This window comes from Vespertiliibacter pulmonis, assembly GCF_013377275.1.
Taxonomy (GTDB): Bacteria; Pseudomonadota; Gammaproteobacteria; order Enterobacterales; family Pasteurellaceae; genus Vespertiliibacter; species Vespertiliibacter pulmonis.
Genome location: NZ_CP016615.1, coordinates 309807 through 331724, shown reverse-complemented (window position 1 = coordinate 331724; position 21918 = coordinate 309807). Strand labels below are relative to the sequence as shown.

The window sequence follows — 21918 nt, the reverse complement described above, 5'->3', positions numbered from 1 at the left end:
TAGGATAATAAAATGGCGAAAGAATTTAAACGACATACGGGTATTGCAGTGCCTCTTGATGCCTCAAATGTGGATACTGATGCAATTATTCCAAAACAATTTTTACAAAAAGTAACCCGAGTGGGGTTTGGCTCTCATTTGTTCCACGAATGGCGTTTTTTAGATGAGGAGGGGCAGCAACCTAATCCAGATTTCGTACTAAATTACCCTCGTTATCAAGGGGCTAGTATTCTATTAGCTCGTGAGAATTTTGGTTGTGGATCTTCCCGTGAACACGCGCCTTGGGCATTAGATGATTACGGTATTCGGGCTATTATTGCCCCAAGTTTTGCAGACATTTTTTACGGCAATAGCTTAAATAACCAGATGTTACCAATTCGATTAAGTGAACAAGAGGTTGATGAATTATTTCAGTTTGTCAAAGCACGCGAAGGTGCAGAAATTACGGTTGATCTAGGGGCTCAAACCGTAATAGCAAATGGTAAAGTATATCTATTTGAAATTGATAGTTTTCGTAAACACTGTTTATTAAATGGGCTAGATAATATCGGCTTAACGCTACAGCACGCTGATAAAATTGCTGAATTTGAGCGTAATATTCCTGCTTTCCTACGTTAATATGAATAGAATAAGCGGTGAGATTTGTATAAATATTTACTTGAATTGCTAAACTAGTGAAGATAAATCGCCCTGTTAAGGTAACTTAGCAGGGCTTTTTTACATCCAAATTATAAATAAAATTTTTTAATAATATTATTTTGTAAATTATTTGTTAAAAATGTGAACTGTATCCTATACAAATATATTACTCTTATTTATGCTTTACTCAATTAACAAGATGGTTATTTAGGAGGTGTTATGCCAAATCGTAGAGGATACTTTATTCTTTCTATCAGTTTAGCTATTTTTTTCTTGTTGCTAAATATTCTACCTTTCTCATTAAAAGAAAATAAAGGCCTTGCACTATTAGTTTTTGTGGCGATTTTGTGGCTTACAGAAGCGTTTCATATCACAATGACAGCCTTACTCGTGCCTATTTTTGCTATTTTTCTAGGGGTATTATCCACAGAAGCCGCTTTTGCACCTTTTTCTAAGCCCATCATTTTTATGTTTTTTGGTGGGTTTGTGATTGCTGCCGTATTACGTATTCAAAAAATTGATATGTGGATCGCAGGGCATATTATTAGGCTAGCAAAAGGTAGTTTAAAACTTACGATTATCTATTTATTTACCGCAACTGCTTTTTTATCAATGTTTATCAATAATACGGCGGTAGCTGCAATGATGTTGCCTTTAACATTAGGTATTTTGTCAAAAATCGAAGTAGAAGGAAATAGAAACCTCTATGTATTCGTATTATTAGGTATAGCGTTTAGTTCTAGTATTGGCGGGATAGGGACACTAGTTGGAAGTACGCCTAATGCACTGTTAGCGCTTTTGACTGATGTTACGTTTAGTGAATGGCTGCCTTATGGAATGCCAGTAATGTTATTGTTAATGCCTGCAATGATTTTCTCATTGTGGATAGTCTTAAAGCCAAATTTTAATGTTCCGTTTACCTCTTCTGTTGAGGATGTTTCGCTTACAGGTATTAGATTATTTACGTTAGTAGTATTTATCTTAACCTCAATTTTACTGATTTTAAGTAAATTTATCGAACCCCATTTACGCTTATTTTTTGATATTCCCAATCAAATTAAGAACTTTGATTCTGTTATTGCAATGATTGCAGTCGTCGTGCTTGGAATGAGCGGGACAGCAACTTGGAAGCAGATACAAGAAAAAACAGAATGGGGTGTTTTAATGCTGTTTGGTGGTGGGCTGGTTTTGAGTATTGTGTTGAAAGATACGGGAGCGAGTAAAATTTTAGCGGATACCATCGTCTCTTTTGTGGGAGATAAACACTGGCTGTTTATGACCGTTATTTTAACGTCATTTATTGTTTTTCTTACAGAATTCACCTCAAATACGGCAAGTGCTGCTTTATTGATGCCGATTTTTATTTCTGTTGCCAATTCACTTAATTTACCTGTGTTATCGTTAGCCGCAATTATAGCAACTGGGGCATCGTGTGCTTTTATGTTACCGATTGCAACGCCTCCAAATGCCATTGTGTTTTCCACAGGATTTATTAAGCAGAAAGAGATGGCAAAAGTAGGATTATTACTCAATGTAATTTGTATTATGGTTATTGGTGGATTATCTTATTTCTGTTGGATTAACTGGTAACGATGAAAATAAAAAGGCTGGTACAAATTTGTGCCAGCCTTGTATTTAATTGATTTTATTGAATAGCTCTAGTGCTTTTCGTTTTTTTCACCTTGATTGGTTTGCTATGAGCAATCATTTCAATACCTTCAGGTGGATTTTCCAATGCAATGGTAAGTACCTCATCAATAGTCTCAACTGGGTAAATATTGAGAGCGGCTTTGGCATTATCCGGTATTTCTTCCAAATCTTTTTCATTATCTTTTGGAATAATCACAGTTTTAATTCCACCACGATGTGCGGCTAATAACTTCTCTTTAAGCCCACCGATAGGTAATACTTTACCACGTAAAGTGATTTCACCTGTCATTGCCACATCAGCTCGAACGGGGTTACCTGTTAAACTAGAAATAAGAGCAGTACACATTGCAATCCCTGCACTTGGGCCATCTTTCGGCGTTGCTCCTTCTGGAACGTGAACGTGAATATCCCGTTTTTCGTAGAAATCACTTGCAATACCGAGTTTTTCAGCTCTTGCTCGAACAACCATCATTGCCGCTTGGATTGATTCTTTCATTACATCGCCTAAAGACCCTGTATAAGAGAATTTACCTTTGCCAATAACAGAAGCGGTTTCAATGGTAAGTAAATCGCCACCAACTTCTGTCCACGCTAAGCCAGTAACTTCACCGATACGATTTTGGCTATCCATTTTGCCGTAGTCGAAACGTTTTACTCCTAGGTAGTCTTTCAAGTTTTCGCTATTTACTGTAATAGATTTAAGGTTTTTATCGATTACTAATGCTTTCACGGCTTTACGACAGATTTTGGCGATTTCTCGCTCTAAATTACGTACACCAGCTTCACGGGTATAGTAACGAATAATATCTAACACTGCACTGTCTTCAATAATCAGCTCATTATCTTTAATGCCGTTGTTTTCTTTTTGCTTGGCAATCAGATGATCTTTAGCAATATGCATTTTCTCATCTTCGGTATAGCCTGAAAGACGGATAACTTCCATACGATCTAATAGTGCTGGTGGAATATGCATAGAATTTGATGTTGCAACAAACATTACATCAGACAAATCATAGTCCACTTCTAAATAGTGATCATTAAAGGCTTTATTCTGTTCTGGATCTAATACCTCAAGTAATGCAGAGGCTGGATCGCCACGCATATCTTGTGCCATTTTATCGATCTCATCAAGTAAAAATAGTGGATTACGAACCCCTACTTTTGCCATTTTCATCATTAACTGGCCCGGCATTGAGCCAATATAAGTTCGGCGATGGCCTCTAATTTCTGCCTCATCACGCACGCCACCTAGTGCCATACGGACATACTTACGCCCCGTTGCATTGGCAATAGATTGACCTAGTGAAGTTTTCCCTACTCCTGGTGGACCAACCAAACAGAGAATTGGACCTTTTAATTTATTTAAACGGCTTTGTACTGCGAGATATTCTAAAATACGCTCTTTTACACGCTCTAATCCGTAATGATCTTTATTTAAAATATCTTGGGCTTGTTGCAAATTTTTCTTAATTGCAGACCGCTTGTGCCAAGGCATTTGTAAAATCCAATCAATATAGCCACGAACAACAGTTGCTTCTGATGAGCTTTGGGGCATTGCTTTGAGCTTATTAAATTCGCCATCAACTTTCTCTTTAACGTCCGCAGGCAGTTTAGCTTCTTCGATTTTTACTTTGAGCTTGTCGAGTTCTGTTTGTTCGGTTTCTTCTTCGCCACCTAATTCTTTACGAATGGCTTTAATTTGCTCATTAAGATAGTAATCACGTTGGTTCTTTTCCATTTGCTGTTTAACACGGTTACGAATACGTCCTTCCATTTCGAGGGTATCCATTTCTGTAGCCATAGCAACTAACAAGGTTTCAAAGCGTTTAATTAAATTTGCTTCTGCTAATAGCTCTTGTTTTTGTTTTACCGTAGCAATCAAATTTGCCGCAATGGTATCTGCCAAGCGGTCTTCTAAGGTGATTTTTTGCAATTTAGGCAAAATTTCGGCAGGTACTTTTTTATTGCTTTTTACATAGTTCTCAAATTCAGTTAAAGTCGTTTTTGCAACGGCTTTTAATTCTTCATTATTTTCTTCATATTCTGAAAGTATTGGGGAAACCCCTGCCCAAAAGCCGTTTTCATCATCGTGAATATGCTCAACTTTTCCTCGAACTTGACCTTCTACTAATACTTTTACTGTCCCGTCTGGCAAATTGAGCATTTGAATAATGTTCGCCATTACGCCGATATCATAAATATCTTCTACTGTTGGATCTTCATTATTAGGGTCTTTTTGAGCCACTAAAAACAGTTGTTTATTGCCTTCCATTGCGGCACGCAGTGCTTGAATAGATTTATCTCGCCCAACAAATAGGGGCATTACCATATAAGGGAATACCACAACATCACGTAAAGGTAGTAGTGGTAATTCAATTGGTTTTTTCTTTCTTGCCATTTTTACTCTCTAATCTTTTCATTTGAAAATTTGATTTGAACATTATGGGGGTTGATTAAAGAAATACAAGGGAAATTTTAATCAGAAAAAAGTAAAAGGGCGTTGTAACTCGCCCTTTTATTTTAAAATAATTAAACAACCAATTTTGGTAAGCTATTTACAATTTTCATGGTTTCGAGGCTGACGGTGATAATCCGTAAAAATAGCTCCATTGGATAACGAGGGTTATTCATTGTTTCGATTGCCCAATCGTTAGCGTCATTCACAATTCCGCTGGCTTTATCGACTTTTACGCCTTGCCGTTCCATTACCCATTCTAAAGCAGGCTTGCCATTGACAATATATTCATAGGCTTGCTCTGGGATATTTTCTAATGCAAATTTTCGGTTGTAAATGACCGCTGTTTTGTCGTCTTTTTTGGCAAATTTCATTTTTTCGACATAAAAATCTTCACCGATACCGCCGATAATGCAGTCATTTTCGATTTTTAAACCGCCGTTTAGGCGAATATCTGAATACATCGGCACACGTTCATAATGTAAATGCAAATTGGCTAATCGTCTGCCTGCCTGCGAAAACGCCCAAAAATCAGCAGCCTGTTTCACCTGTGGAATGCGTGGTAATTGTTTGCTTAAATTATCGGCGTATTTTTCTCGGTATTCTTCAGAATGCAATAAGCCGTAAATGTAATAGAAAATATCTTCTTTGCTGATGTTTTCATCGGGATAAGGCTGCCTGAAATGGGCTAATGCCTCATCGGTAATGGCTTCACGGCGAGCGTATTCTGTGCAAACGGTGGTTTCCGTTTCATTTTTTGCAAAAAGATCATCAGAACTGACGGCTTGATTAGGCTCGTAGAGGTAAAGTGGGAAGCATTGCCCATTTGCCTGTAATTGAATATCAGGAATAACATCAGTCATAATTACTGAAAATGCCTTTGGTGTTCCTAATCCTGTAAGTGAAATGACCTTATTTTCTGCATCGGCAGTGGGGAAAATTTTGGGGATTTGGTATTGTGTTTCGTTAAATAGCTTATTAAAGTAAATATTTTGCTTTGTATAAGGACGATATAGAGCAATACGTAAATCTTTTTCATCAAAAGTAGCAATTTTTTCTTTGTTCAGATTATTTTTTAATGCTCTGCTCCAGCTAATTTTTTTGCTATCTAAGTTAATAAAATTTTCTAAAGCAATAGATTTATTACTATTATGAAACTTCTTCAATTCTTGATTATAGAAAATGGTGCATTCTTCCATTGTGTACCGTAATTTGTGCTTAGAATAGTTAAATACCCAAGCATCTCGACTGGTAACAACACCTAGCGAATTAATTGTAAAAATAGTATTGTTATTGGTCTTTTTATCTCCCAGCACCATATAATTATCAAAATTCGGATCACGTTGATTGAGCCAATCGTTAAATTGATCGGGGATAATTTGCGTCCATTTGTTTTGCTCGGTAATGCCGTTAATAGATTTTAATTCATCAATGATTTCTAGTTTTTCCTCACGGTTTAGGTAATCGCCGATGTCGTGAAAATAGATGTTGCCGTGTTTGTCGGCAGTCGGATTTTTTACAAAAATGGCAATGGCTATTGGCGTTCTTGTGCCTTGTCCAAAAATATTATCTTTTTCTTTACGGCGGCGTTCACCTGATGTGCGAGCGTTTCCTCGTAAATGGAAAATATAGAGCGAGCTAAATTCTTCAGCCAAACATTTGCGTAAACCGTCTGCGGAATTACTTTCTAAATAACCGCCATTGGTGACAAAGCCAATCACACCGCTGTTACCAATGCGATCACTCGCCCAGCGAATCGCTCGGATATAGCTGTCGTAAAGATTTTTTTGTAAACCCGCATTTGAATATTTGACATAACTATTTTCAATCTGTTTGTCTAAATATTTATATTTGATATTTTTAGCATTATCATTTTCAGATTTTTGCCCTGAAGAATAAGGCGGATTGCCGATAATGACTTTAATCTCCAATTTTTTCTGGCGTTTACGGCGTTTACTGTTTTCGACCAAAATTTGGTCGATTAAATCTTCTTTTTCGTACATTTGGAAGGTATCGGTTAAGCAAATGCCTTCAAACGGGGTGTATTGGGTGCCAGCGGGTACAAGGGCGTGATAGACCGATTCAATATTGATTGCTGCAATGTAATAGGCAAGTAGCACGATTTCGTTAGCGTGGATTTCGTGATATTTTTCAGGCAGCCGTTCAGGGGGAATAATACCGCTTTGCAATAAACGGGTGATGAATGTGCCTGTGCCAGTGAATGGGTCGAGAATTTCTATGCCTTTATCGGCAAGGCTGGCGTTAAATTCGTTGTTTAGAACGTCTTCCACTGAATGAATAATAAAATCCACCACTTCAACGGGGGTATAAACAATGCCGAGCCGTTCTGCCATTTTGGGGAAGGCTTTGTTAAAGAAATTATCGTATAGCTCTTTGATGACTTTTTGTCTGCCTTCTGGTGAGGTGATATTGCCAATTTTGGTTTTGACTTCCTCGTAAAATTGGGTGAGCGGTTTACTTTCGGTTGGCACGTTTTTGCGTTCTAATAGCCCAATAATTTTACTCATCTCTTTAGACATTGGGTTGTGCTTGGTAAAGTTTTCATTGGCAAATAACGCATCAAAAATCGGCTTGGTGATTAAATGTTGAGCTAACATTTCAATCACTTCTTCATCGGTAATGGCATTATTGAGATCATCTCGCAATTCATTGGCAAAGGCGTTAAATACCGCTTTTTCTTCGGCATTATCGGGGTTGGCTAAAATGGTTTGAATGCGGGTGATAAAGGTAGTGGCGATTTTGGCAACATTGCCTGCCCATTCGGCAAAATAGGTGCGTTTTCCAACTTTTTGTACAATTTTTGCGACCAACGCCCGTTCAATTTCGCCGACTTCAAAAACCATTTCCCGCTGTTTGGATTCATCGGGGTAGCCTGTTTCTTTCTGCCCGATGGCGGTTTCGCCTCTGCCTGTGGTTTTGCCTTTTTTGCTCTGCTTCTGTTGGGCTTTTTTGGTGAGATCTGCTATCGCAATCACTTCAATTTTATTTTTTGCCGAGCCGTCAAATTCGGCTCGGTTAATCATTGCATCAAAGCGATCATCGTGAGAACGCAAGGCATTTAATACCTGCCAAACGACTTTGTAGTTTTCGTTTTTATCCAGTGCTTGTTCAGGGGCAACGCCCGCAGGGATAACCACAGGTAAAATCACATAGCCCCGTTTTTTATTTGTTTCGTCAGATTTACGCATTACTCGCCCGACCGATTGCACTACATCAACTTGCGAACTGCGAGGGGTTAAAAACAGTACGGCATCAAGGGCTGGCACGTCCACCCCTTCGGATAAACAGCGAACGTTGGATAAAATTCGGCAAGTGTTAGCTTCAGTGCTGTCTTTTAGCCATTGGATTTTGGCAGCTTTTTCGCTGGCATTCATCGAACCATCAACGTGTTCGGCTTCACAGTTGAGTTTTAATGCTAAATCAGGCACAAAATCAGGCTTTTTAGCCTGTAATGCTTCAATTTCTTGTTCTTGATAAGCTTCAACTACTGTACCAAACATTTCAGAAATAGCGATTGAACTGACTTTGTGATGTTTGCCTTTGTAGTCTTTATCGATTACTTGGCAGAAGGCAACGGCACGTTTCATCGGTTCGTTATCGCCCAATTCGTCCATAATGCCTGATTTAGAAAGGGCTTTCCAACAGCCGACAATTTTGGCTGCGTCATCAACTTGAATTTCACCGCCGTTAAATAGTTTTTCTAGCCGTTGTTGCACTAGGGCTTCTTCTACGGCTAACACAATTACTTTGTAATCTACCAATAATCCTCTTTGCACGGCTTCAGAAAAACTGATTACAAATAATTCTTTACCAAATTGTGTTTCATCGTCCATTGAATAGACGGTTACACCGTCTGTTTTTTTAGCGTCTTCGGTGTAAATACGAGGGGTAGCGGTCATATATAGCCGTTTTTTGGCTTGAATATAATCGTTATTGTGAATGCGAACAAAGGCGGATTCTTCTTTGGCATTATCAAAGGTTGCGCCTGTGGTGCGGTGAGCTTCATCACAAATGACTAAATCAAATTCACCAAAACCTTGCTGTTGGGCTTGGTGAATGACTTCAATGGAATGATAGGTGGAAAATACAACGGTCATTGCCAAATCACGGTTATAGGCTTGATAACTTTTCACCAACGCTTTGGCTTCGGTGGTGGCAGGATATTGCAATTCGTGAATGAGCTGTTGTACCCGATCATCGGTTTTCTCTTTGCCTTTATTTTGTTTGCCCACATCAGAATCAGAGCAAACGGCAAAGCTATGCAGTGGAATGGTGGCTTCTTGCGTCCATTCGGTTAAAGATTGAGAAAGCAGGGCAAGGCTCGGCACTAAAAACAGCACTTTTTTGCCCCTGCCTGCCATTTCTTCGGCAATTTTTAAGGCAGTAAAGGTTTTGCCCGTGCCACACGCCATAATCAATTTGCCCCGTTCAGCGGTGTCTAAGCCAAATTTTACATTTTTAATGGCTGTTTCTTGGTGTTCTCTGGGTATTTTTTTCGGCTTGAAAATAAGCGGTTGGTTAAAGGCAAATTTTTGCCAATCAAGGGCGCTGTTTTCAAGATCAGAACGGTTAATTAAGGTAACGGGTGGATTTTGATCCGATAATGAAGCGTAAGCATTGTCTGTCCAGTGATTGGTGGTTGCTACAATAATTCTTCGTTGGAAATAGTTTTTACCAGAGGCGGTGAAAAAGCTATCGATATCGGCTTTAGTGATTTTGTGATCTGAAGAATAAAATTTACATTGAATGGCGTGATTTTCGCCTGTGTAGGTTACGGCAACTAAATCAATGCCTGTGTCATTGCTGGGTAAATTATTTTTTTCTGCCCAGTTTTTAAAAGTTAAAACTTCTCGGTAGAGTGTGTGGTAATAAGGTTCATTTTGTAAATAGATTTGAATTAAATCTTCAAAATAAGTGCCTTTTTCACGTTGAGTTAAGGAATTTTGTTGATAGCTCTCTAAAAGTTGAGATAATGCTGACTTGACTTGACTTGACTTGACTTGACTTGACTTGACTTGACTTGACTTGACATAATTTTACCTTTATTTTCCATTTATATTAAATAAATTGTTCATATTCTACTGAGTTGTTTGGGTTTGGCAATAATTATTATGGTTCAATAATTCTTGAATAAATGGTATATTTAGCCCTTATTTTTTGAATAAATAACTGAGAAAATGGCGAATTATCAAGATATTTCTATTGCATTGGCAGGGGTATGCCAAGCGGTGAGTTTAGTGCAGAAATTTGCACATCAAGGTGTGGCAGAGCGTGAAAGTTTGTCTTATTCATTGCAGAGTTTGTTGGTAATGCAGCCGGAATCAACCCTTGATGTATATGATAATCAGCTAGAACATTTAACTCTTGGGTTTGAAACGTTACAAGCTTTGCTTGGTGGAAAGCAGGGGAAATTAGATACTGAGCTTGGGCGGTATTGGGTTAGTGTATTAGCCCTTAGCCAAAAATTGAATAAGAATACTCAAGCAAAAAGTGAGCTTGCTCAACGGTTACAGCAGTTAGAACGTCAGCTTTCGCTTTATGATGGCGATGTCCTTCACGAACAGATGATTGCTAATATGGCAGGGATTTATAGCGATATTATTAGCCCTTTAGGTTCTCGGATCAAAGTAATGGGATCAGTTGATTTTCTTGCTCGGCCAGATATTCAAAATCGTATTCGAGCAACGTTATTAGCGGGCATTCGTGCTGCGATTTTATGGCAACAGGTTGGCGGTAATCGTTGGCAATTTCTGTTTGCTCGCAAGAAAATTTTAACTGCTACTCAACAGCTATACGCCTCGTTATAATTGGAGACTATTTATGCAATTAAGTGCTTTAACGGCGTTATCCCCGATTGATGGGCGTTATCAAGATAAAGTATCTGTATTACGTCCAATTTTTAGTGAATTTGGCTTACTTAAATTTAGGGTAATGGTTGAAATTCGTTGGTTGCAAAAATTGGCGAGCCATTCTCAAGTGAGCGATGTTCCGTCTTTTTCTCAAGAAACTAATGCGTATTTAGAGACGCTGATTACCGATTTTTCATTAGATGATGCTCAGCGTATTAAAACGATTGAGCGTACCACCAATCACGATGTAAAAGCCGTAGAGTATTTTTTAAAAGAGAAATGTGAAGGCTTTCCAGAACTGATGAGTGTGAGTGAATTTATTCATTTTGCTTGTACGTCTGAAGATATCAATAATACTTCCCACGCTTTAATGTTAAAAACAGCAAAAGAAAGTGTGTTATTGCCACAATGGCAAGCGGTGATTAAAGCAATTAAATCGCTAGCGAAACAGTATCAGGCTATGCCATTGCTTTCTCGCACACACGGGCAGCCAGCAAGCCCAACCACCGTAGGCAAAGAGATGGCAAACGTGGTTTATCGGTTAGAACGTCAATATAAACAGTTAGAACAGGTTGAAATTTTAGCCAAAGCAAATGGTGCGGTAGGAAATTATAATGCCCATTTATCTGCTTACCCTGAGATTGATTGGCATACTTTTAGCCAAGAGTTTATTGAGTCACTAGGGCTAACCTGGAATCCTTATACTACTCAAATTGAACCACACGATTATATTGCAGAGTTTTTTGATTGTGTGGCACGGTTTAATACGATTTTGACCGATTTTAACCGTGATATGTGGGGATATATTGCGTTAAATCATTTTAAACAGCGCACTATTGCCGGGGAAATTGGTTCATCAACAATGCCACATAAAGTAAATCCGATAGATTTTGAAAACTCGGAAGGTAATTTAGGATTAGCCAATGCGATAATGGGGCATTTAGGGGCTAAATTGCCTATTTCTCGTTGGCAGCGTGATTTAACAGATTCAACAGTGCTTAGAAATTTAGGCGTTGGGCTAGGCTATGCGTTAGTCGCATATGCTTCAATCTTGAAAGGTGTAAGCAAACTTGAGGTAAATGAGCAGCACCTGCGTGATGAGTTAGCTCAAAATTGGGAAGTGTTGGCTGAACCTATCCAAACAGTAATGCGCCGTTATGGTATTGAAAAGCCTTATGAGAAATTGAAAGAATTAACTCGAGGAAAGAGAGTTAATGGTGAAATATTATATCAATTTATTGATGAGTTGGCGTTACCACAATTTGAAAAAGATCGCTTAAAACAGATGACTCCAGAAAGTTATATTGGCTATGCCATTGGGTTGGTTGATAAACTATAATATATAATAGGTGAGCGTGTTTTAAGAAAGAAAATTTTATAAATTGACCGCTTGTAAGCGGTCCTTTATGGAAGAAATTTGTAAAATCAGCTATCTTAAAAAATATAATTTAATATGGTGAATAGATAGGTCAGGGGAATGAAACAGACAATTCGGCATAATAAAATCATTTCATTAGTAAATCAGTTCGGCTATGTGAGTACGGAACAACTAGTTTCTGAGTTGAACGTGAGTTCTCAAACAATTCGGCGTGATTTGAATGAATTAGCCGAAAATAATCTTATTCGCCGACATCATGGGGGCGCCGCATCGCCATCAAGTAGCGAAAATAGTGATTACTCGGAGCGTAAACAATTTTTTTCCCACCAAAAAAATCAGATAGCAAAGAAAGTTGCACAAATGATTCCCAATGGTGCATCGCTTTTTATAGACATTGGTACCACTGCAGAAGCGGTGGCCTATGCATTGCTTTCTCATCGAGATTTACGAGTAGTAACAAATAATTTGAATGCTGCCCATATTTTATTACAAAAAGAAGATTGCCAAGTTATTATTGCTGGAGGGGAGTTGCGAGCCGATGGTGGTATTATTGGTGAGGCGACAGTTGATTTTATCGACCAATTTAGGCTAGATTACTGTATTTTGGGTATTAGCGCTGTGGAAAAAGACGGTGCTATGATGGATTATGATTATCACGAAGTACAAGTTAAACGAGCGTTAATGCGTAATGCTCGCAATGTAGTATTAGCTACTGATCATTCAAAATTTTCCCGTAATGCAATTGTGCGATTAGGTGATTTAAAAGAAGTTCAGTATTTATTTACAGATACCCCTCTTCCTTTAGAACTTCATCATTATTTAAGCCATAGTGATGTGACAGTTCATATTTGCAACGAAACAGAATGAAACAACATTTTACCCCTGACAAGCGATTAGCTTATTTGCAACTGATGCGAATGGATAAACCGATTGGCACACTTTTATTGTTGTGGCCTACTTTTTGGGCATTGTTTACGGCAGCTAATGGTATTCCACCATTATCAATTTTGATTATTTTTACTTTAGGTGTCATTGTGATGCGTTCGGCAGGCTGTGTTATCAATGATTATGCAGATCGTCATTTTGATGGTGAAGTAAAAAGAACCGCAAATAGACCACTTGCAACAGGGCGAGTAACAGAACTAGAAGCTAAAGTGTTATTTGCGGTATTGATTGGAATCGCATTTTGTTTAGTATTGATGCTTAATTATTATACGATAATATTGTCATTTATCGCTGTTGGGCTTGCTTGTATTTATCCATTTATGAAACGTTTTACCCATTTACCGCAATTAGTATTGGGTGTGGCGTTTGGTTGGTCAATTCCTATGGCATTTGGTGCAGTAGAGCAATCACTACCGATAGAATGTTGGTTGCTTTTTCTAGCAAATTTAATGTGGACAGTGGCTTATGATACACAGTATGCAATGGTCGATCGTGATGATGATTTGCGTATTGGCGTAAAATCAACAGCAATTCTTTTTGCTCAATACGACAATAAAATCATTGCATTGTTACAATTTTTAGCACTCGTTTTTCTAGTTATGTATGGCTATTTAAGCCATTTTGATATCAGTTATTACATTGCTTTAGCGATTACGGCAACACTTTTTATTTACCAGTGTAAATTAACTAAAACTCGTGAGCGAGAGGCTTGTTTCAGATCATTTTTGAACAATCATTACGTTGGAATGGGGGTATTTATTTCAATTTTAGTTGGAATTTATTTTCAGCAACCTTTTTAAAATGTTAAGTGTAGAAAATAAAGACAACCGAATTAGTTATACGATTTTCTGCTTGCATAATTCGTATTATTTTCTATAATTAGCTTTCACTTCCTATGCCAGTGTGACGAAATTGGTAGACGTAGCGGATTCAAAATCCGCCGCTGAATAAGCGTGTCGGTTCGAGTCCGACCACTGGCACCAATTTATATCCAACTTTTACTATCGATTAGATATTATTACCTATATAGGTAAGTAAATTAGACATTACTTGGCATCTATCTTTTATCATAAGAATTATATCTAACTATTATTTGAGTAATAGTTACATCGTACCTTTAATTTATAAAAAAAACTGCACTTGCATATTTTGCGTAGTGCAGTTTTTTAGTAATAGAGCTACAAGTCAGTAAATCTTGTAGTAGTATTATTTAGCCTTTGTAGTTATGAACTAATGCAACTAAGTCTAATACTTTATGTGAATAACCTGTTTCGTTATCGTACCAAGAGATTAATTTTACAAATGTATCAGTTAATGCGATACCTGCTGCTGCATCAAATACAGATGTTTCTGGGCAACCGTTGAAGTCGGTAGAAACAACGGCATCTTCAGTATAACCTAATACGCCTTTCATTTCATTTTCAGAGGCACGTTTAAGTTCTGCACAGATTTCAGCGTAAGTTGCTGGTTTTTCTAAGTTTACAGTTAAATCAACAACTGAAACATTAGTGGTTGGAACACGGAATGCCATACCAGTTAATTTACCGTTTAATGCAGGCAATACTTTACCTACTGCTTTTGCTGCACCTGTCGATGAAGGAATGATATTTTGTGCTGCACCACGACCACCACGCCAGTCTTTCACTGATGGGCCATCAACGGTTTTTTGAGTTGCAGTTGTTGCGTGAACCGTTGTCATTAAACCATCTTTAATACCAAATTTATCATGGATAACTTTAGCTAATGGTGCTAAACAATTTGTGGTACAAGATGCGTTAGATACGATATCTTGTCCTGCATATTGGTCAAAGTTCACACCATTTACGAACATCGGTGTACTATCTTTAGAAGGGCCAGTTAAAACAACTTTTTTTGCACCAGCTTCGATATGTTTACGAGCACTTGCATCATCTAAGAATAAGCCAGTTGCTTCAACGGCAACATCAACACCGATTTCGTTCCATTTTAAGTTTGCTGGATCACGTTCAGAGGTTACACGGATTTCTTTACCGTTTACGATTAATTTGCCGTCTTTTACCTCAACAGTACCGTTGAAACGACCGTGTGTTGAATCATATTTAAGCATATACGCCATATAATCCACATCGATTAAATCGTTAATACCTACTACTTCGATGTCATCACGAAGTTGTGCAGCACGGAATACGATACGACCGATACGACCAAAGCCGTTAATACCAATTTTAATTGCCATAGATTGTTACCTATATAAAGTTAAAAGAAACAGGTTCTTTTCGTTTTTTGAAAAGTTGTATTGATTATAGCATAGCCTTTTCTTTTTTTCATAATTGAAAGTAAGCGAAATGTTGGCAAGTGAGGTGGATAGTGTAGAAGATGCTGTTAGAAATTTATAGGGAATACAATAGATGGTAAGAATTTCAGCCTTTTCATTCCATTATAGTAAAAAACTCTTGGAAACTGACCGCTTGTAATTTAAAAATGGGTAGTTTTACGTTATGCTATATCAAAATTTTATTCTAAATTTAAGGTTAAAAATGATGCAACAACAATATAACCCAAATGTAATTGAGCCAAAAGTTCAGAAATATTGGGCTGATAATAACGTATTTAAAGCTGTTAAAGATCCGTCAAAAGAGAAATATTATTGCCTTTCTATGTTCCCTTACCCGTCAGGGCGTTTACATATGGGTCATGTACGAAATTATACGATTGGTGATGTTGTATCTCGCTATCAACGTATGCTTGGTAAAAATGTATTACAGCCTTTTGGTTGGGACGCTTTTGGTTTACCAGCAGAAGGGGCGGCAGTCAAAAATAATACCGCACCAGCAAAATGGACTTACGAAAATATTGAATATATGAAAAAGCAGTTACAACTGCTTGGATTTGGTTTTGATTGGAGCCGTGAAATTGCAACGTGTAAGCCTGATTATTATAAATGGGAGCAATGGTTTTTCACAGAGCTTTATAAAAAAGGGTTAGTGTATCGTAAAACATCAACGGTGAATTGGTGTCCGAATGATGAAACTGTATTGGCAAATGAACAGGTTCACGAAGGCTGTTGCTGGCGTTGTGATACCCCCGTAGAACAGCGTGAAATCCCGCAGTGGTTTATTAAAATTACGGATTATGCAGAACAATTATTAACTGATTTAGATAAATTACCTGAATGGCCAGATCAGGTAAAAACAATGCAACGTAATTGGATTGGGCGTTCAGAAGGGGTTGAAATCACATTTGATCTTAAAGATCTTGATGAAAAAGTAACCGTCTATACCACTCGTCCAGATACGTTTTATGGTGTGAGCTATTTAGCGGTTGCTGCTGCTCACCCATTAGCGACGTTGGCAGCAGAAAATAATCCTGAATTGACACAATTTATCCAAGAAGCAAAAAATACAAAAGTTGCTGAAGCTGAATTAGCAACGATGGAGAAAAAAGGAATGGCAACGGGGCTATCTGCTATTCACCCATTAACAGGGGAACTTGTACCTGTTTGGGTTGCTAATTTTGTGTTGATGCATTATGGCACAGGGGCAGTAATGGCAGTTCCTGCTCACGATGAACGTGATTTTGAATTTGCTCATAAGTATAATTTGCCAATTAAGCAGGTAATCGCACCGCTTGATGGACAACAATGGGATTTCAGTCAAGGTGCATATACCGAGCACGGTACATTGATTAACTCTGATGAGTTTGATGGGTTAAATTTCGAACAAGCATTTAATGGTATTGCAGATAAACTCACAGAAATGGAGGTAGGAAAACGTCAAGTTAATTATCGTTTGCGTGATTGGGGCGTTTCTCGCCAACGTTATTGGGGAGCACCAATTCCAATGCTAACACTTGAAAGCGGGGAGGTTGTACCTGTTCCATTGGAAGATTTACCGATTATTTTACCTGAAAATGTGGTAATGAATGGGGTGCAAAGTCCAATTAAAGCTGATCCAAATTGGGCAAAAACAACTTATTATGGGCAGCCAGCGTTAAAAGAAACGGATACTTTCGATACCTTTATGGAATCATCGTGGTATTACGCCCGTTATACTTGCCCACAATATCACGAAGGAATGTTGGATAGCGAAGAAGCTAATTATTGGTTGCCAGTCGATCAATATATAGGTGGAATTGAACACGCTACAATGCATTTACTTTATTTCCGTTTCTTCCATAAATTATTGCGTGATGCGGGGCTTGTTAATAGCGATGAGCCAACGGATAAATTACTGTGTCAAGGAATGGTGTTGGCGGATGCGTTCTATTATACTAGTCCAACTAATGAGCGTATTTGGGTTAGCCCAACAGAAGTTACATTAGAACGTGATGAAAAAGGGAGAATCATTAAAGCTGTTGATAAAGAAGGACGAGAACTTGTTCATACAGGTATGACGAAGATGTCAAAATCAAAAAATAATGGCATCGATCCACAAGAAATGGTAGAAAAATATGGTGCAGACACCGTTCGCCTATTTATGATGTTTGCATCGCCTGCGGAAATGACATTGGAATGGCAAGAATCAGGCGTAGAAGGTGCAAAACGTTTCTTAGGTCGTTTATGGAATTTAGTCTTTGAATACCAAAAAGCACCAGCAACAGATGCCTTAGAACCTACATTGCTAACAGCAACACAAAAAACGCTTCGCCGTGATGTCCATAAAACAATCGCTAAAGTGAGCGATGATATTGGACGGCGTCAAACGTTTAATACTGCTATTGCAGCGATTATGGAATTGATGAATAAATTGACGAAAGCACCGCTTGTAGAGGCACAAGATAAAGCGGTAATGGCTGAGGCGTTGAGTGCTGTTGTTCGTATGCTTTATCCAATCACACCACATATCTGTTTCGAACTATGGCAAGCTTTAGGCAATCAAAACAGTATTGATGTTGCTCCTTGGGTTAAAGCTGATGAAACAGCAATGGTAGAAGATGAGAAATTAGTTGTTGTTCAAGTGAATGGTAAAGTTCGTGGTAAAATTATGGTGTCAGCGACAGCTAATGAAGAAGAAGTGAAAACAGTGGCACTTGCAGATGAAAATGTAAGCCGTCATTTAGATGGATTGACGATCATCAAGGTCATTTATGTTCCGTTTAAAATGTTGAGCTTTGTGGCTAAATAATACGTTATAGAAAGATGATTAAAATCCTCTCTTTTACTGTAAAAGGGAGGATTTATACCAAAAGGATAATCAAATGATGATAAAAAGACTGTCTATTATTTTTGTTCTATTTCTAACTGCTTGTGGTTGGCAATTTAAAAATAATGAATTATTTCCTGAGGCGTTGCGTACATTGCATTATGAAAGTGCGGATCAATATAGTGATATGTCTAGAGTGCTACGTAATCAATTATTACTAAACAATATCTCTCTTATTTCGGCGCCAAATACATCGCATGTTGCAACATTACGTTTAAATTCAACAGAACTTCATTCGCAAGTGGCTTCTGTATTTAAACAAGCTCGTGAAGCAGAAAAATCATTGAGTTTGATGGTAAAGGCAACAGTGAATATTCCAGAAAAAGGTGAGTTTCCATTAGAAGTTTCAATTCACCGTACATTTTTTGATGACTCCCGTGCAGCATTAGCAAAATTTGAAGAAAAAGAGTCAATTATTCATCAAATGTATGAACAGGCGTCTCGTCAATTATTAGTTAAAATGGTGGGATTAAATGCACAGTTAGGTAGTCATAACAAATAATGATTCAGCGTATTTTTTCTGAAGCAGTTGAACAGACTTTACAAAAAGGGCTAAGCCCTTTTTATCTTTTAGTTGGGCAGGATTTATTACTTATTGGCGAGAGTAAAGATAGTATTGTAAAAATAGCCCGAAAGCAGGGATTTGATGAAAAAAATGAATTTACTATTAGTAATGAAACAAAATGGGATAGTTTGTATGAGCAGGCCCAATCCTATGGGCTTTTTGCTAATCGTCAGATTATAATTTTAAATTTTCCTGAGACTATTACGGCTTTTCAGAAAAAACAGCTTACAGAATTATTATCATTAACTCACTCAGATTTACTGTTTATTCTGAATTTCCCTAAATTAACTAAAGTAATGGAACAGCAAACTTGGTTTAGTCAGATTGCTGATAATTCCACGCTCATTCATTGTCAAACGCCAGATATTACTAAATTACCTCAATGGTTAAAACAGCGTATAAAGACAATGAAGTTACAACTGGAAAATGAAGCGATATCATTACTTTGTTACAGCTATGAAGGGAATTTATTAGCACTCAAGCAGGTTTTACAGCTTCTACAATTACAATTTCCACAGCAAAAAATTAGCGTTGCTAAAGTGCAAGAAGTTATTGAGCGGTCGGCCCAATTTACTCCGTTTCAATGGATTGATTCGTTATTAGAGGGAAAAATAGGGAGAGCAACAAGGGTACTAAACTCCCTAAAAAATGAGAATGTTCAACCTGTTGTGCTATTACGCCTAATACAAAAAGAACTAATGATCTTGTTAGAAATTACACGATCACCACAACCAATATCTATTCATCAGCCTTTATTTAATGGCAATTTACGCTCTGAATTTGACCGCTTAAAGATTTGGCAAAACCGCAGAATGTATTATCAAAATGCAGTTAATCGTTTTAGTTATCGTAAACTTTATACACTCATTCAGTGTCTCGTAGAACTTGAAAAACAGATAAAACAAGAGTTTAGTGATGAAATCTGGTTGGAACTAGAGCGATTTTGCTTGCAATTTAGCTAGATAAAATTTTTATTCCACATTGTCGCAATAATTCAGCTGTTTCATAAAGTGGAAGACCCATTACTCCAGTGAAGCTACCAGATAATTGTTTAACAAAACAGCCACCAATGCCTTGAATGCCGTAAGCTCCGGCTTTATCTAATGGGATACCTGTTGCAACATAAGCGGTAATTTCAGAGTGAGTGAGTACTTTGAATTCAACTTCGTTGGTCTGCACGCAACTAAAGTGTTGTTCGTTGTAGCTAACGCATAATGCGGTAAAAACGTAGTGAGTTCTGCCAGAGAGCTGTTTTAGCATTGCAATAGCATCTTCAGTGTTTTTAGGTTTACCTAAAATTTCTTGATCGATAGATACAGTGGTATCTGCAGTTAGAATAGGTAAATTTGCAAAATATTGCTCAGATCTGACCGCTTGTGCTTTTTTATTTTTTTCAATAGCTAAACGTAAACAGTAGCGATCAGCAGGTTCATTAAAGTATGGTGTTTCATCAATTTCACTCTCTAATTGAATGAATTCTAGCCCAAGCTGTTTAATGAGCTCTTTACGCCTTGGACTGTTAGAAGCAAGATAAATTTTGTTCATTTTAATTGTTTCCGAGTTAATTGATAAATAATGCTCAAGGCTGATGTCGGCAGTAAGCGTGGTAATGCACGCAATAAAAAGGTAGCAAAACCTGATAGGGTATTTTGTATGCTTAATTTTCGTTTTAGTTTGAATAAGCGCCATTCGGCTTTAGCTTGTTTTAACCCTCTACGACGGCTAACCATACCATTTCCAACCCGAGCATAGACTAAAATATCATTTAAATTTGCAACGGGCTTACCTAGCGCAACGAGTTTTATCCAAAGATAGTAATCTTCTTGCAAATCTTCATAGCCACCGTTGGCGAGTACGATATTTTTCTGATAGGCAACGGTCATATGGTTAAAAGGGCAACGCTTAGTTGTAAATTTAATGATAGAATTATGCTCTGTTGGTACATAGCGATAGCTCACAATATCATTGATAGTTTGTCCAAATTCAGCAATTTGTCCACCTAGAATAATGGTATCAGGATATTGTTTAATAAATTTAATTTGCTTTTCAAAACGCTCAGGAATACAAATATCATCTGTATCCATTCTAAACACCCAGCTATGTTTACATTGCTTTAACCCAAAATTGAGAGCATTACCTAGCCCTTGATTTTTTTCTAAGCGAAAGATAACAAGCGGTAGAATCAGACTAAATTTTTGCACAATCTGTTCTAATTCAGGCGTAATTGTGCCATCTAAAATTAATACGATTTCATCTGCTTGTATTGTTTGTTTCACAAGACTTTCAAAACATTGGGTTAAATAATCAGGATTTTCTTTAATATATAAAGACATTAATACTGAAAATTTCATTAAATAAACCTTTTTAAATTAATTGCAAGTTTAGGTGAAATAAATGTAATGAATGCAATCACAAGATATTTTATATTTAGGCTTTTCTTAAATATAAAAAAATAGTATTTTGCAGCTTTTCTTGATAAGTTCATAATATAAGGATAAGCTAATATATAAAGTGAATTAAACTCAAAATTTAATTGTTGCTGATCTGTCTTGACATAGTTTTTAAAGATATATTGGATTGCATTTTCTGTATTTTTTATATTAGTTGAAACACTTGATCTATTTGTATGAAAGGTACATTGCGTTAAAGGAAATTCAATATATTTAGGTTTAAATTTTTTATTCAAAATAACTTTTAAAATAAAGTCATAATCTTCTAATGAAAGAAGCTCTGTCGATAAGCCACCTACATCTTCAAAAAGTGATTTTTTTATTGCTATCATTGGCATACCACCTATTTTATTGCTTTTTAAGATATTATCTAGCGTAATATCATCAATATTTTGATAGGGGTGAGTAAGATAAGTAAAATTTTCATTTACCATAATACATTTTGCTGGGTGATAGATAAAATTTATCTCAGGAAAGTCATCAATCGTTTTAGCTAATAGTTCACATTTATTTGGTTGAAAGCGATCGTCATCATCTAAGAATAGTAACCATTCATAATTTGCATTAGCTACACCAATATTGCGACTTTCCGCTGCCCCTTTATTTTGAATATTACGAATAATCGTTACTTTAAATGGATAAGTGTGATGAATTTCAATAGGCTCTATTGAATGGTCATCAATAATAATTACTTCAAAATTATAAATAGTCTGTTTTTCTAAATCCTTTAGTAATGTTGGAATTTCATTTTTTCTATTATATGAAGGAACAATGATACTAAACATA

Annotated in this window: 15 protein-coding genes and 1 tRNA gene; 10 read left to right on the top strand and 6 right to left on the bottom strand. The window is 37.1% G+C overall.

What is annotated here, in order from left to right; genetic code table 11:
• The first annotated feature begins 12 nt into the window (after positions 1-12).
• Together leuD and A6B43_RS01670 are read left to right on the top strand one after the other, a co-directional pair.
• Positions 13-618, top strand: coding sequence for a 3-isopropylmalate dehydratase small subunit (gene leuD, locus A6B43_RS01675; protein ID WP_124210858.1), 606 nt, complete (start codon positions 13-15; stop codon positions 616-618).
• A gap of 240 nt (positions 619-858) precedes the next feature.
• Entirely contained in the window at positions 859-2229 is a 1371-nt protein-coding gene (locus A6B43_RS01670; protein WP_124210857.1) for an SLC13 family permease, read from the top strand.
• A 55-nt stretch (positions 2230-2284) separates the two neighbouring features.
• On the opposite strand, the gene lon is transcribed toward A6B43_RS01670, so the two are convergent.
• Positions 2285-4687, bottom strand: a complete 2403-nt coding sequence (lon, locus tag A6B43_RS01665; RefSeq protein WP_124210856.1) for an endopeptidase La — start codon at positions 4685-4687, stop codon at positions 2285-2287.
• 131 nt (positions 4688-4818) lie between these two features.
• Positions 4819-9657, bottom strand: coding sequence for a DEAD/DEAH box helicase (locus A6B43_RS01660; RefSeq protein WP_418902975.1), 4839 nt, complete (start codon positions 9655-9657; stop codon positions 4819-4821).
• 285 nt (positions 9658-9942) lie between these two features.
• Here A6B43_RS01660 and hflD point away from each other — a divergent pair, with 285 nt between their 5' ends.
• From hflD to A6B43_RS01635, 5 genes are all read left to right on the top strand, one after another.
• On the top strand, positions 9943-10572 hold the full coding sequence (hflD, locus tag A6B43_RS01655) for a high frequency lysogenization protein HflD (protein ID WP_124210854.1): 630 nt from the start codon (positions 9943-9945) through the stop codon (positions 10570-10572).
• 13 nt (positions 10573-10585) lie between these two features.
• Entirely contained in the window at positions 10586-11953 is a 1368-nt protein-coding gene (purB, locus tag A6B43_RS01650; protein WP_124210853.1) for an adenylosuccinate lyase, read from the top strand.
• Positions 11954-12091: 138 nt separating this feature from the next.
• A complete protein-coding gene (locus A6B43_RS01645) occupies positions 12092-12859 on the top strand; it encodes a DeoR/GlpR family transcriptional regulator (protein ID WP_124210852.1) in 768 nt (255 codons plus the stop codon).
• On the top strand, positions 12856-13737 hold the full coding sequence (gene ubiA, locus A6B43_RS01640; protein ID WP_124210851.1) for a 4-hydroxybenzoate octaprenyltransferase: 882 nt from the start codon (positions 12856-12858) through the stop codon (positions 13735-13737). The genes A6B43_RS01645 and ubiA overlap by 4 nt, the downstream gene beginning before the upstream one ends.
• A 97-nt stretch (positions 13738-13834) precedes the next feature.
• A tRNA-Leu gene (locus A6B43_RS01635) sits at positions 13835-13920 on the top strand.
• Between the two features lie 227 nt (positions 13921-14147).
• Here A6B43_RS01635 and gap read toward each other — a convergent pair.
• Positions 14148-15152 (bottom strand): type I glyceraldehyde-3-phosphate dehydrogenase, encoded by a 1005-nt coding sequence (gene gap / locus A6B43_RS01630; protein ID WP_124210850.1) that lies wholly within the window; start codon positions 15150-15152, stop codon positions 14148-14150.
• Between the two features lie 304 nt (positions 15153-15456).
• Here gap and leuS point away from each other — a divergent pair, with 304 nt between their 5' ends.
• From leuS to holA, 3 genes are all read left to right on the top strand, one after another.
• Positions 15457-18039 (top strand): leucine--tRNA ligase, encoded by a 2583-nt coding sequence (gene leuS / locus A6B43_RS01625; protein ID WP_124211035.1) that lies wholly within the window; start codon positions 15457-15459, stop codon positions 18037-18039.
• Positions 18040-18115: 76 nt separating this feature from the next.
• On the top strand, positions 18116-18619 hold the full coding sequence (locus A6B43_RS01620; RefSeq protein WP_124211034.1) for an LPS-assembly lipoprotein LptE: 504 nt from the start codon (positions 18116-18118) through the stop codon (positions 18617-18619).
• A gap of 2 nt (positions 18620-18621) precedes the next feature.
• Positions 18622-19644, top strand: coding sequence for a DNA polymerase III subunit delta (gene holA, locus A6B43_RS01615; RefSeq protein ID WP_124211033.1), 1023 nt, complete (start codon positions 18622-18624; stop codon positions 19642-19644).
• On the opposite strand, the gene A6B43_RS01610 is transcribed toward holA, so the two are convergent.
• From A6B43_RS01610 to A6B43_RS01600, 3 genes are read right to left on the bottom strand one after another with little or no spacing between them, the layout of a single operon-like run.
• A complete protein-coding gene (locus tag A6B43_RS01610) occupies positions 19637-20227 on the bottom strand; it encodes a Maf family protein (RefSeq protein ID WP_418902971.1) in 591 nt (196 codons plus the stop codon). The genes holA and A6B43_RS01610 overlap by 8 nt on opposite strands.
• On the bottom strand, positions 20224-21033 hold the full coding sequence (locus A6B43_RS01605; RefSeq protein ID WP_124210849.1) for a glycosyltransferase family 2 protein: 810 nt from the start codon (positions 21031-21033) through the stop codon (positions 20224-20226). The genes A6B43_RS01610 and A6B43_RS01605 overlap by 4 nt, the downstream gene beginning before the upstream one ends.
• Entirely contained in the window at positions 21033-21917 is an 885-nt protein-coding gene (locus A6B43_RS01600; protein ID WP_124210848.1) for a glycosyltransferase family 2 protein, read from the bottom strand. Before A6B43_RS01600 ends, A6B43_RS01605 begins: the two co-directional genes overlap by 1 nt.
• Between the last annotated feature and the right edge of the window lies 1 nt (position 21918).

Coding starts and splice junctions, on each gene's coding strand:
- A6B43_RS01610 (WP_418902971.1), bottom strand. CDS start 20,227: ATGAACAAAATTTATCTTGCTTCTAACAGTCCAAGGCGTAAAGAGCTC.
- leuD (WP_124210858.1), top strand. CDS start 13: ATGGCGAAAGAATTTAAACGACATACGGGTATTGCAGTGCCTCTTGAT.
- A6B43_RS01605 (WP_124210849.1), bottom strand. CDS start 21,033: ATGAAATTTTCAGTATTAATGTCTTTATATATTAAAGAAAATCCTGAT.
- ubiA (WP_124210851.1), top strand. CDS start 12,856: ATGAAACAACATTTTACCCCTGACAAGCGATTAGCTTATTTGCAACTG.
- A6B43_RS01620 (WP_124211034.1), top strand. CDS start 18,116: ATGATAAAAAGACTGTCTATTATTTTTGTTCTATTTCTAACTGCTTGT.
- A6B43_RS01600 (WP_124210848.1), bottom strand. CDS start 21,917: ATGTTTAGTATCATTGTTCCTTCATATAATAGAAAAAATGAAATTCCA.
- leuS (WP_124211035.1), top strand. CDS start 15,457: ATGCAACAACAATATAACCCAAATGTAATTGAGCCAAAAGTTCAGAAA.
- purB (WP_124210853.1), top strand. CDS start 10,586: ATGCAATTAAGTGCTTTAACGGCGTTATCCCCGATTGATGGGCGTTAT.
- A6B43_RS01670 (WP_124210857.1), top strand. CDS start 859: ATGCCAAATCGTAGAGGATACTTTATTCTTTCTATCAGTTTAGCTATT.
- hflD (WP_124210854.1), top strand. CDS start 9,943: ATGGCGAATTATCAAGATATTTCTATTGCATTGGCAGGGGTATGCCAA.
- lon (WP_124210856.1), bottom strand. CDS start 4,687: ATGGCAAGAAAGAAAAAACCAATTGAATTACCACTACTACCTTTACGT.
- A6B43_RS01645 (WP_124210852.1), top strand. CDS start 12,092: ATGAAACAGACAATTCGGCATAATAAAATCATTTCATTAGTAAATCAG.
- gap (WP_124210850.1), bottom strand. CDS start 15,152: ATGGCAATTAAAATTGGTATTAACGGCTTTGGTCGTATCGGTCGTATC.